Annotated in this window: 13 protein-coding genes and 1 tRNA gene; 4 read left to right on the top strand and 10 right to left on the bottom strand. The window is 46.1% G+C overall.

Annotated elements, in window-relative coordinates; all coding sequences use genetic code 11:
- Positions 1-2: 2 nt before the first annotated feature.
- The gene (locus EBR25_05755; GenBank protein NBW40499.1) at positions 3-608 is read right to left on the bottom strand and encodes a hypothetical protein; all 606 of its coding nucleotides are present in this window, start codon (positions 606-608) and stop codon (positions 3-5) included.
- Positions 457-1,035 carry a type II secretion system protein gene (locus tag EBR25_05750; GenBank protein NBW40498.1) on the bottom strand — a complete coding sequence of 193 codons (579 nt, stop codon included), beginning with the start codon at positions 1,033-1,035 and terminating at the stop codon, positions 457-459. Before EBR25_05750 ends, EBR25_05755 begins: the two co-directional genes overlap by 152 nt.
- A 202-nt stretch (positions 1,036-1,237) precedes the next feature.
- On the opposite strand from EBR25_05750, the gene EBR25_05745 reads away from it, so the two are divergent.
- The 3 genes from EBR25_05745 (at position 1,238) to otsB (ending at position 4,787) form a co-directional block, all read left to right on the top strand.
- Positions 1,238-2,551, top strand: a complete 1,314-nt coding sequence (locus tag EBR25_05745) for a DUF2029 domain-containing protein (protein ID NBW40497.1) — start codon at positions 1,238-1,240, stop codon at positions 2,549-2,551.
- Positions 2,533-3,714 (top strand): DUF2029 domain-containing protein, encoded by a 1,182-nt coding sequence (locus EBR25_05740; protein NBW40496.1) that lies wholly within the window; start codon positions 2,533-2,535, stop codon positions 3,712-3,714. The genes EBR25_05745 and EBR25_05740 overlap by 19 nt, the downstream gene beginning before the upstream one ends.
- A gap of 185 nt (positions 3,715-3,899) precedes the next feature.
- The gene (otsB, locus tag EBR25_05735) at positions 3,900-4,787 is read left to right on the top strand and encodes a trehalose-phosphatase (GenBank protein NBW40495.1); all 888 of its coding nucleotides are present in this window, start codon (positions 3,900-3,902) and stop codon (positions 4,785-4,787) included.
- Positions 4,788-4,867: 80 nt separating this feature from the next.
- Here the strand turns inward: otsB and EBR25_05730 are convergent, their stop codons facing one another.
- Positions 4,868-6,352: a Do family serine endopeptidase gene (locus EBR25_05730; GenBank protein ID NBW40494.1), complete on the bottom strand. Its 1,485-nt coding sequence runs from the start codon at positions 6,350-6,352 to the stop codon at positions 4,868-4,870.
- Positions 6,353-6,453: 101 nt separating this feature from the next.
- Positions 6,454-6,966, bottom strand: coding sequence for a DUF1844 domain-containing protein (locus EBR25_05725; GenBank protein ID NBW40493.1), 513 nt, complete (start codon positions 6,964-6,966; stop codon positions 6,454-6,456).
- Positions 6,967-7,083: 117 nt separating this feature from the next.
- On the opposite strand from EBR25_05725, the gene EBR25_05720 reads away from it, so the two are divergent.
- A complete protein-coding gene (locus EBR25_05720; protein NBW40492.1) occupies positions 7,084-7,890 on the top strand; it encodes an MBL fold metallo-hydrolase in 807 nt (268 codons plus the stop codon).
- A 220-nt stretch (positions 7,891-8,110) separates the two neighbouring features.
- On the opposite strand, the gene EBR25_05715 is transcribed toward EBR25_05720, so the two are convergent.
- The 6 genes from EBR25_05715 to EBR25_05690 all read right to left on the bottom strand — a co-directional run bounded on the left by EBR25_05715 (position 8,111) and on the right by EBR25_05690 (position 11,883).
- Positions 8,111-8,650: a CarD family transcriptional regulator gene (locus tag EBR25_05715; GenBank protein ID NBW40491.1), complete on the bottom strand. Its 540-nt coding sequence runs from the start codon at positions 8,648-8,650 to the stop codon at positions 8,111-8,113.
- Positions 8,651-9,324: 674 nt separating this feature from the next.
- Positions 9,325-10,413, bottom strand: a complete 1,089-nt coding sequence (locus EBR25_05710; GenBank protein NBW40490.1) for a quinone-dependent dihydroorotate dehydrogenase — start codon at positions 10,411-10,413, stop codon at positions 9,325-9,327.
- The gene (gene rimI / locus EBR25_05705) at positions 10,406-10,972 is read right to left on the bottom strand and encodes a ribosomal-protein-alanine N-acetyltransferase (GenBank protein ID NBW40489.1); all 567 of its coding nucleotides are present in this window, start codon (positions 10,970-10,972) and stop codon (positions 10,406-10,408) included. The genes EBR25_05710 and rimI overlap by 8 nt, the downstream gene beginning before the upstream one ends.
- A 33-nt stretch (positions 10,973-11,005) precedes the next feature.
- The gene (locus EBR25_05700; GenBank protein NBW40488.1) at positions 11,006-11,362 is read right to left on the bottom strand and encodes a 50S ribosomal protein L20; all 357 of its coding nucleotides are present in this window, start codon (positions 11,360-11,362) and stop codon (positions 11,006-11,008) included.
- A gap of 122 nt (positions 11,363-11,484) precedes the next feature.
- Positions 11,485-11,685 (bottom strand): 50S ribosomal protein L35, encoded by a 201-nt coding sequence (locus EBR25_05695; GenBank protein NBW40487.1) that lies wholly within the window; start codon positions 11,683-11,685, stop codon positions 11,485-11,487.
- Between the two features lie 121 nt (positions 11,686-11,806).
- A tRNA-Val gene (locus tag EBR25_05690) sits at positions 11,807-11,883 on the bottom strand.
- Positions 11,884-12,166: the final 283 nt, after the last annotated feature.

The raw sequence follows: 12,166 nt of genomic DNA, 5'->3' as shown, positions 1-12,166 counted from the left end.
CTTTAATCGATTCTTACTCCTCCCCCGAGAGCAACTTGAATACTCCTTGACTGAAATCCATTCGTAAAAGAGAAGGTAATATGTGCATCCGAAAATCCTCTGGGGGTGAAGCAGATGTACCAATCCTGAGCTTCCAGAATGACCTCCTCCTCCAACTCTATTGAGAGACCTTCGATAAGAGAAAGAGAGGCGTCTGGGGAACAGCTTGAAGCTGAGTAGGTCGCCAGAATACGAGATGAGGCTGGAGTGACTCGAATATGGGAAGTCGTCGATATTGCTCGTGCACGAGCAAGGCGTAAGAGATGTGAGGTAGAAAACGAACTCTGAGAGAGAGGAGTATCGAGAGCCTTTAAATTAGGAAGAGCCGACATTAAAAGAATAGACATCAGTACAATAACCGCCAATAGCTCAAATTGAGAGAATCCGCCTTGTTGCATGTCGTGACTCTTCATCCTCTCAACATCCCCAGTACTTACACCGCTTCTTTTTCCTCCCTCTCCCTTCAGTTTGATTCGAAGAAGAATCTGATGGAGGAGTAGAGGCTGATGGTGTCGGCGCGGGAGTCGGAGTCGGTAGATTCGACTCATCGAGACTTCCCTCACTCTCATCTGATGTCACACCCCCTCTCTCTAACTGCGTAAAAACCGTCTCTGTCTGGTACACTCTCTCGCCTCGATAGTCTGCTCTTACCCGAAGATGGCGCACTGTATCGGACGAGCAATACGTATCCTCGGGGCAGTATGTAACGTAGACTTGGAACTCACGGAGAGCATTCATTGTAATATTCCGAGGGGAATCAGTGCCATTAAGGGGAAGAGACGAAACTTCCTCATATCGGAGATCATCAATGACGCTTTGAGCGGCTTGCTCTCCTTCAAAGATGAGCTCAGCTGTGTAATTTGCTCTGAGATGAGTGATGAAGCTAGTAGTGGATGCTGCAATCACTACGCCCATAATGGCTAACGCCACTACGACCTCCACAAGAGTAAATCCAGCCTCTTTAGGAATATTTTCCAATGAGCAATACCGCCTCATAGAGAAACCCTAATCCATGCCGCCAGTATTTCAGATCGACGCTATAAGGATTTACTTAATAAATGGGTGCGAAAAATTTCTTTCATGCTCTAGGTGATTTTATGAGATATACCCACAAGACACCTCATCTCAATCACTTAGGGCACTAGAATGCTAACGTTTCTCAAAGAGGAACGACGGGATCACCAAACTTCCGACAACGGTGAAAGAAAATAACACATTAAAAGAGAGTCAATGTTCAGAAAAGAACAATTCCTCTATGCTGGGAGAAACAAAAGGAGCAGAAGTGAGCACATCGTTATCAGATATCATCAGCTCGAGATTTTTTTCTCTGGTGATTCTCGGAGTACTCGGGGCAGTAGTTTTTGGAGCCATCATTTTCTTTCCTTCTCATTCGATACTATTTGAAGGAGATTTTGCGCCCTTTTACGCAGCAGCAACGCTTCTGAAAGACCCAAATACAGCCATTCAGATATACGATCCGGTAGCACTTTCAGCGATTCAAAAACAAATATGGCCTCAAATGACTGGAGTGTATCTTGTGGGGTATCCCCCCTATGTAATCGCTCTCTTTATCCCATTCACAGGGCTCGATCCGGTCAGTGCTAAGGCGCTCTTTGTATTTCTATCAATAACTGCCGTCGTTGTTAGCTCATTTTTCTTAGTGCGAATGTTTCCTCATTCCTCAGATATCCGTGCGCAAACAATAGCCACCTTCTTTTGTTTTGCACCCCTCTTTCACGGTGTTTTCGGCGGACAAAATGCTTCCTTTAGCCTCCTTCTCTTCACCCTCGCTCTTTTTCTCTTCCTGGAAAAGACTCCTCTTGCAGATCTGATATCTGGGTTAGTACTCGGACTCTGGCTTTTTAAACCACATTTCTCTCTGGTAATTATTCTTGGATTTCTATGCGCAAGACGATTTCTCATCTTGCCGACGCTCACATTAACAGCAGTTGGTTACTACCTCTTAGCGAAAAGCTACTTGGGAGCAGATTGGCTACTTCTGTGGCTTCAAGGGCTGGAGCTCTTTGTTCCAGCTGACTTTCAAAACAACTCCCATCAAATGATGAGCCTACTTGGCGTTACTCAGTCCATTCTGTTTTTAGCGCAGATCGACGACCTGACGGCCTCAATTGCGACTTTTGTGATTTCCGGTCTTTCCCTAATCATACTTTTCTTTTCTCTTAAACCTCTTATGCGCACATCGAAAGATGCTCACTTATCCCAAGCTCATGCAATTATAATGCTTGCAAATGTTGCTATTTTGATTTCTCCACACACGCTCTACTATGATGCAGCCCTGTTTCTCCCCGCTTTGTATATCTGGTTACAGAAAGTGCCAGTCAAAAAGCAGGCTCACCTCGTACTGTTTTTCTTGCTCTTTAGTGGACTCTCGGTCTCCTTAAAAGAGGTAATGCCTTTTTCATTGATGCTCATTCCCTCTCTCTGCCTGTTACTACTTCAGAAACCCGCCACCAGCCGAACATTTCTCACAAAATGGTGTTTAGAAAAATGAGTATTTTTAAAACAATATTTTTACTCGCTGTAGCAATAGGCATAGTTTATTTGTCAGAGTTACAAGGGTTATCTTCATTACAACTCGGCTTGATAGATTTCGTTCAGTATTATAGCGCCGCCAACCTTTGGTGGAATGGTTCCAATCCATACAATCCAGATATCCTCTTTCAGATAGAGGTGCAATTCTATCCTTCTCTTGAGGAAGTGATTCGAATGTGGAATCCGCCATTCATCTTCCCGATGATTGGCTTATTTCTCTCTCTTCCCTTCCACTACGCCGCGACGATTTGGTTTTGTTCTTCAATTGTCATTCTCCTATTCACTGCGGCAAAATGCCTGCAAGATTTTTCTGATTCTCCCCGCCAATTGCTCTACTTAGGCGCTCTCGTGGTTCTCTTATTTGTTCCCACCTATGGTTGTCTTCAGCTGGGACAAATCACGCCACTTTTTCTTGCAGGTGTCTTGATGTATCTGCAGAGCTATAGATCGCCCTCTAGCAAGTACGGCGAGATATATGCTGGCTTTGGATTAACACTGACACTGGTAAAACCCCATCTTTTTCTATTGCTTTATCTCTTTGAGTTTGTTCGAAGCTATCACAGAAAAAAGTGGCAGATTATACTGACCTTTGTATCTTTGACATTATTGCTCTGCACTATCTCTACCGCCATCCTTCCCGAAGTCTGGTCTTATTATAGAGAAGCGCTCAAAGCACCGCCTCTTTACTTCCATAGTGCAAGTCTGGGAAGCTGGCTACAGTACTTTTTCAACTCCCAGAGCACCCTCAACCAATTTCTTCCGACCCTCATAGGACTTTTCTTTGGGGTGATTTGGCTCTTGAGTCGATCATCTCAAGAATTGAACTCGCTACCTTTTGCCATGCTTATCATCACACTAAGCGTTGCATTATCTCCTTACAGCTGGCCATTTGATTTTTGTGTGCTACTACCATGCTATGTCTGGATTCTCGTCCAGGCAAAACAAAATCGAAACCTCACTATTAAAATTGCCGCAGGATTTCTTGTGCTGAGCAACGTAGTTGCTCTCGCTCTGGTAAAAAAGATGCAGTTTTTTTTCTGGTTCCCATGGCTGACCTTTATTATCTTAGGGTGGTGCTACTACCAGGTAAAATCCGCGCACACCGGAACACCTGAGACATGAGTGTTATTGCAATCAGCACAGACAGACCGTCTCCTGTTGAAGACTATTGCTTCAAATACCGGTAAGAACAGAATCTCAATAACTGCGGCATCTTAAGAAGTTCGCGCCCGAAAGAGTATCTCAATCCAAGAAATTGATTAAGGGAGAATCACAAGATATCCTATGTGCAGAGGAACTGAAGACTCATGAATCTAGAACCAACATCAGAAAAAGATCCATCTACCCATTCCGAAAGCCCCTCCTTCAGCACAGTATCAACTGTAGTAGATTGTATTCCAGATTCTGGTCCGCTCTTGATCATTCTAGATAAGGACGGCACCTTGGATGAAAAGGTAGTCAATCGAGATAGTGCAAAGGTATCTCCAGCAACGATACATCAAATAATGCGTCTGCAATCACTTACTGAAGTAGATGTGGTTGTAATTAGTGGGCGAAGTGTTGGAGAGCTCAAAGAACTTATTGGGACTCTGCCCGTGAGGTATTATGGACTACACGGTGCCGAAGGTGGCAATGGAGATGAGAGAGAGCTCTTTTTAGCTTCTGATCATTCGGTGCAGAGGAAAGTAGGTCAATTCTCTGAGTCATTCCGTCTAGGACTCAGAGACTCTTCAATATGGACGCCTGAGATTGAAGTCTCTGTCTGTGAAGAGAAAGAAGGAAAGGGATTTGCTGCCCACTGGAGAGCTCATCCCGAAATAGGAGATATTGTGCAAGGTCTCTTCATAGACACGTGGCAGAATTTTCTCCACTCGGACGAATTCCAAATTCAACAGGGGGATTGTGTTATAGAAGTGAAGCTCCCTGCATCAAAAGGAGATGCTCTTCTTCACTATCTGAATGACAAAGGCACTTCACCTCATGCCACAAGGCATATCCTGGTGGTTGGCGATGATGAAACCGATCTCTCAATGATGAAGATTGCTCAAAGCTCAACCCAATCAGTGACCCCCGTTATCATTGAAAGCCTACACCTACACATCCCTAATGCGTTATACCTTCCCTCCCCAAAAGAAGTGCTAGAACTCCTTACGAGGGTCGCGGACAAACGGTCACAGATAAACGATTGCTCCTGAATGATACCCAAGGGTGCGCGATTGCTCCCATACAGTTTGCTTCCTTATCAGACAGGGTCTAGTGCGGATAGCCTGAGAGTCTACTGATTATTTCTCAATGTAAGAAAGCGTGTTCCTTCTCTTCTTGCAATCAGAAGGAGAACGACTTGATCTTTCGTTACGTCATCCAAGAGCTTGTTGTACTCAGAAGGTGAGAGCACAGGTCTTCGATTAAACTCGAGTAGGATATCTCCACGTTGCAATCCTGCCTTCTCACCAGCAGAGCTCGGGGCTACCTGAGCAATAACTATCCCTTCTGGTTTATCCTGCCCCATCTGCCGAGAGTAACGAGGAGTAAGTTCCTCGATAATCAGCCCAATCTTATCTGGCTTTAATTCATTACCCTTTTCTTTCTCTTCCTCAGGAGAATCCTTCAGTTCACCAACGGTCGGCCGTAGCTCAATCTGCTTCCCTTCCCGTACTACTCCTACTTTCACAGTAGTCCCTACAGGGGTATTCGCCACCATGAGCGGGAGGTCATCATGCTCATCAATTTGATTGCCATTGAAGCTTAGGATCACATCCTCGCGCTGGAATCCAACTTCTTGAGCTGGCGTATCCTCCAACACATCTGCAACCAGCGCACCACGCGCCTCTGATAGCGCAAGCGCCTCTTGGACATCCAATGTTACTGGTTGAATAATAACTCCAAGTAGACCACGCGTAACTCGTCCTTTATCTTTGAGCTGAAGCAGAATGCCCTTCGCGAGATTTACTGGCACAGAAAATCCAATACCAATATTAAATCCTGCAGCTGGCGCCCCAAATCCCTGCCTTCCTGGGCTAAATATCGCGGTATTAATTCCAACAACTTGCCCCTTTGTATTCAATAAGGGGCCTCCAGAGCTTCCCGGATTGATTGCTGCATCCGTCTGAATGAATTGGTCATAAGGACCACTTGAACGAACTGGAACCCTACGACTTTTTGCGGAAACAATCCCCGCAGTGAATGTCTGACCGAGCTGGAACTGATTCCCTACCGCCATCACCCATTCACCGATTTCAAGAGAGTCAGAATTGCCCAAAGGCAATGCAACTACAGAAGAGGGCGGCGTAATTTTTATGAGAGCAATGTCTGTTTTTGAATCGGCGCCAACCAGTTCAGCCTGATACTCTGTCTTATCGTCTGGGATTCTTACGACTATCTTTCCACCATTTGCAATTACGTGATTGTTCGTAACAATGTATCCCGTCTCACTCACAAAAAACCCAGATCCGAGAGAGCGACTCGGCGGTTCACTATTCCGCTTCAAGAAAGGCGACAGACCACCCTCTTCCTCCTTCTCCTCATCAGCCCCATTGCCATCATCTGCCCCCGTCTCAGAGGAGATGTTTACAACTGCGCGACGTGCGTACTTTGCTAAAAGAGAGAAATCAGGAGACGCCTCGACCTCCTCGGCACCTAATGCAGGAGTGTGCTCACTAAATAAATTCTCGCTCTCCGCTTGAGCTACGCCCCCAAACACCAAAATAGAGAAAAACACTACAGCGTAGCGAATCCGCCACCCCAGCCTCGAATTGTTCATGAATACATTCCTCTCAAGAAGTCCCACTTGGACAAGTCACTTGACGATATAATAGATATGAAAAGTTCACCATAAAAAGAAGACTGGGCATGCCATAACACCTATGAGTCTTTGGAACGTACAAAGCTTATTCGCAAGCTATGAAGTATCTCCTCTGTTAGTCGTTGCTCCGCCTCCGAAAGATTGCCTCGCGTTTTGAGAGAAAGCATCTCAAGAACATCAATAGAGTGCTTTGCAGCCTGCCGGTTCTTAGGAATATCCACACCAGGAGGAGGCTCCATTTCACCGAGCTGTACCATCGCCTGGGTGGCTAATGACAAGATGAATGAACTATAGTCCAGTGGTGGATGCTCATCGGATTCTGTCGGGGAGTCTTTCATAATAAACTGCTCATCACTGCCATCGGGCTTGGCCATACTATCCCCTTCACTCTCTTCCGCTCCTTGTCTCGATGAAGATGTATTGGAATCCGGAGCTGATATCTCAACTTCTTCTTTGGCCGCTGACCGAGTCATAGATGACGCCGAATCCACTTCCCCATCAGCATCTTTCCGGTTTCCGGACTCGTCAAAGCGACGACGATCTTTTACCTTAAATCCCTCATCCTCTGCCATTATGCACCTCCATGCTCGTCTTCAGATCCTCCCATACTGGAAAGAATCCATCAAGATAATCACTGCCAAGATCTTTCCGTTTCGCATCAAAGCTATATCCAGTACTATTCTCCCAACATGACAGAGAGACACGGCAAACAATACGCAACACTAACAGTCCTGGGCTGTGGAACTTCGACTGGTGTGCCTATTCCGGGCTGTTCCTGTGCAGTGTGCACATCGAAAGACCAAAAGAATAAACGACTCAGAACATCATCTGTTGTTACGCTACCAAACAAAGAAGTCATACTTATTGATGCAAGTCCGGACCTTCGCTGGCAGGCACTCAAACACAACGTCTCTCGAGTAGACGCAGTACTCTATACCCATGCTCATGCGGACCACATTCTTGGTACAGACGACTTACGAGTCTTCAACTTCTGGAAGAAGGGCAGTATCCCCTGCTTTGCCAATCAAGAGACTCTGACCAGCTTGAGAAAGTCTTTTCACTATATTTTTGAACCCGATCCCCTCTATCAAGGAGGAGCACTGGCAAAGCTCTCACTACATGAGGTGTCAGCAGGCACTGCTTTTAACGCCTCGGGACAGTCAATCCTTCCACTTCTCTTGTATCATGGAGATCTCCCAGTACTCGGGTGGCGAATTGGAGATCTTGCGTACGCGACTGACTGCAATCGCATTCCAGAGGAAACAAGGAAATTGCTAGTCGGAGTAAAAACTCTCTTTCTTGACGGACTTAGAGACGAGCCCCATGCGACCCACTTCACAATTTCAGAAGCCATAGACGTAGCGTCCTCCCTAGAGGTAGAGCAAACATTCCTGCTCCACATGACCCATACTGTAGACTACAATGAGGTCAGCAAAAGATTGCCAAGTGGAGTTCAACTTGCTTATGACGGACTGAACGTAGACTTTTTACCGTAAGCGCATTTTTGTACCATCTCGCATCAGGAAACAATACAGCGGAAATGACTGAGGCATTCACGTTCTGGGCATCTCCACTCATCGAGTGCTTATAGTGCCACCGCTCTAGGGGTAGCCGCCTGCTGAGCGTCCAGTTGCTGAATCGGATTCTCTCATTAACGGGCCTGTGCGACTTGAAGTGCTCCCCGATCCACAGGCTTCCTTTTACTGCGTCAAAACGTTACTGCGTCAAAACGGGCGCAGCAGTAGCAACTTGATACAGACCAGATATCTCACCCATGATTTTATCTTGTGAACGGGAACGAGCGATAGCGATCTCTGAAGCCAATAAAGATTTGGCATTTTCAAGCATCTGCTTTTCCCCAAACGAGAGCTCCTTGTTAATACTGAGCACCGAGAGATCTCGAATCACCTCAGCAATTTCAAATACGGAGCCAGTATTGATTTTTTGAGAATACTCACGATATCGGCGATTCCACGTCTGAGTGCCAACCTTCGCCTTCCTATCCTTCAGGATATCAAACACCTGGTCGATCGTCTTTTTATCAACCACTTTTCTCAGCCCCACCGACTCCGCCTGCGCGAGCGGCACCATGGCCCGCATATCGTTTGTTTTACTAGAGCCGCCTGATATGAACTCGATTTGATAAAAGTGCTGACTGGTCCCAGCAATTTGCTTTTCTTCTATGTCCGCGATTACCCCAACCCCGTGCTTGGGATATACAACCTTATCACCCTTTTTAAATGTTCGGTTTTTCAAGGCGCCTCCTCAAAGTGGAACGAGTCTATACTCAGCATACACTCAAAACATTAACGAAAGGTCTGAAAAAAAGTGTTTTTCAGACGAACTCAATTGCTACCCGTGTTGCCTATAATCACGTTCTTGCCTAATACATCATCAACTGGCAAGAATCCGTCGCTATCTCACGAGATCTACCGCATAAACAACCTGAAAATCTCAACCCACGAACTCACCCGTCACACGAATTCAGCAGAGCTATCATTCTAAAGCAGCAAATGCTTCGTTTCTCCGTCCGCATCTACTCTCCCCGCGGCTCTTATCTTCGCATCCTTCTGCCGCATTTTACTTCTACTGCATTTCAGTCCTACTGCATTTCAGTCCTACTGTAATCCAGTCCTACTGCCTCTACAGCGGCACACAATAACACGCACTTCCTTTTGGAAGGTATTCGCGCTCTGCATGTGTATCAGTTAAATATAATTGGGGGATGAGATGCACCACATGTGCAGTGAGAAACGTGCTATGTAAACCTTCGATCTCACCAATATTGTTTTCTGTTTCTAATCTCAAACAATACTGATGGTAAATAGAACGTTTATTTTGCATAGCATAAGTATAGTAGCAGGTTCAGTTTAGGAACTCAAAATCTCCACTCCGTTGAACCAGCACCTCAATCGAGGTGAGCAAAAAACTCACATTTTGTTGATAAATCTTAATATTTCACGATTCGCTTTAAGCTCAGAAAGCGAATTTAGTCCTTGACTTTTACAAAGAGTGGCGACTCTCTTCAGTGCGGAACTTGGCCATGCTGGGCCCTCATAAATGAATGCTGTGTATATCTGAACCAGTGATGCACCTTCAACAAGAAGTTCTACAATCTGCCGCCAGTCATGAACACCTCCTACTGCGATGATTGGAAGACTTCCCTCCGTAATGGCTTCTATTTCTGCTACACGTGCTTTCGTATGGCGATAGAGTGGCGGGCCAGAAAGCCCTCCAGCCTCATCAGAGATTGTAGTAAGGCCCTCACGAGAAATCGTCGTATTACTCGCAATCACGCCATTTACCCCAAGGTCAACAAGAACGTGTAGCAACTCTTCAAGTTGTGCACTTGTCAGGTCTGGGGCAAGTTTTACCAACACTGGCAGCTGTTGACCAACTTCTTCACGAACCGCAAACACAATCTGTTCTAGGGCTTCTCTTGTTTGAAGCGTTCTTAATCCTGGCGTATTAGGAGAGGAGACATTAATAGTGATCCAATCAGCCTTTGGACCGAGCGCTCTTGCACACACTCGATAGTCACCAGCAGCACTTTCAAGATCCGTTGATTTGTTCTTACCAATATTCACTCCGACGTGTATTGGTAATTTCATTCTCGAAAGTACCTCCAGATGCGAGAGCGCTTCCTCTATTCCTTCTGATGGAAAGCCCATACGGTTAATGATGGCTTCATCTTGAACTAAACGGAAAATACGAGGTCGCTCATTCCCCGTTTGAGGCTTCGGAGTGATAGTTCCGACCTCCACATGACCAAAGCCAACGGCTGAAAGGAAAGGCACCATTTGGCTCCTTTTATCAAAGCCTGCGGCCAGTCCAAGGGGATTGGGAAATACTCGGTCAAATACAGTACACTGAAGGATTGGGTCTTGGTATCGCCAGAGACAAGAAAGCAGACTCCTCACCAGCGGGTTCGCTGCAATGGTAGCTGCTCTTACTGAAAAATCATGAACTCTCTCTGAATCAAAGCGAAAGAGCACAGGACGCACTATCGTTTTATACATTCTTCCCTAATCTGGCACTATCTGAACAACTCATGGCGTTAATGTCTCGCTTCATGACGATGGCATCATCACTGAGCTGCTCATAGTAGTTTTCTCTTCTTCCTATTTCTAGAAATTTTGCTGCGCGATAAAGAGCCAGAGCAGCCTCATTCTTTGAGGCCACCTCGAGAAAAACACACGAGACTCCTCGAGACCCAAGTACCGAGAGTCCATCTTCTATGAGAAGTCTGCCATATCCCTCTCCTTGAAATCGAGGGTCAATGGCAATACGCAGCAGTTCAGACTCTGGAGGAACACTCCGATACAGGGCATAACCCACGATTCGTCTCTCAACAAGCACTACAGTCGCAAGAGAAGCTCCTTCTTGAAGTAATCCAGAGATCTGTTCAGTACTCCACGAAGAAACTGGAGGAAAACAAAGACGCTCTAAGGCACCTATTGATTCGCAGACCTCAACTGGGGGACATTCAGACGAGCAAGACCAGTGTGAGCCTCTGCAAAGTGGTGAGGCGCCACCACAGAATGAAAAGAGTTCACACGAAGGTTTCTTCACACTCATGCCTGATGCGGGGAAATGAGCACCCTCTTAACGTTAGGCAGCCAGTGCTTCTTTGGCTTTTTCCGCAACAATTTGAAATGTGCTCGGGTCTGTAACCGCGATATCGGCCAATGCTTTACGATCAAGATCGATATTGGCAGCTTTCAACCCACACATAAGACGACTGTAACTTAGCTCATGGAGTCTTGCTGCTGCATTAATTCTTACGATCCAGAGTCTTCTAAAGTCTCGCTTCCGTCTCTTACGACCGACATACGCATTTCGAAGACTGTGCTCGACCGCCGTCTTCATAAACGTAATACAACTCTTCCTGCGACCTCGGAAACCCTTGGCTAATTTCTTAAATTTATTGTGACGTCGCTTTCCAGCATGTCCTCTTTTTACTCTCATGATTCCTCTCTCTGAAAAACTTTACTACAGACATCCTCTTTATTCCGTCTGCTACTTGCTCCCTGCAACCTCGCTACAAGGCGTGACCTTACATGCCCCGCTTACATACGCACTATTTGCGACTAGCGCATATACGGCAGAAGCTTCACTACTCTCTTTGCATCCGCTGGCTCCAGTACGAGAAGACCCCTGAGATGCCGCATTCTTTTTTGCGAACGCTTCGCGGTATTGTGACTGCGATTCGCTTGCCCACGCTTCACTTTTCCGTTACCGGAAACACGGAACTTTTTATACACCGACCGGTTTGTTTTCATTTTTGGCATATTTCTATCCTCTTCAACTGAAGCTGTTACCGCTAACGTAAACTCGTCACCTATAAAACTCACTGCGCCCGAAACTCAAGAGCTCCAAATCGAGCCACTACACTCGGTAAGCACGACCACTTGGTAGGCACGAACAGAGTCGAACTGTTGACCTCTTGCCTGTCAAGCAAGCGCTCTAACCAACTGAGCTACGCGCCTCTATTCATACTACTCGGTGCCTGAATGCGAACCGGCGCATTCCGTCCTTTCCAGATCGCCAAGACAAATCACTCTGCTCAGCAAACAGAGACAGAAGGTTATGAAATTTCAGTATTTGAATCAATAAGTTGAAGAAAAATTGTCGGCCTTAGCTAAAAAGAGCTCTCTTAAAGCCTATCACTTCGGGCTATTCTAAGGCAGCCTGACCCCAAAGGCCCTCTCGGTACCAATCGAACATAGCAGCTAACACACCAGAACGATTAACAATAGCCCTCATACCTGT

This window comes from bacterium, assembly GCA_009926305.1.
GTDB lineage: Bacteria > Bdellovibrionota_C > UBA2361 > UBA2361 > RFPC01 > RFPC01.
Note: the sequence above shows the minus strand (reverse complement) of the source record. Positions and strands in the feature narration are given on the sequence as shown.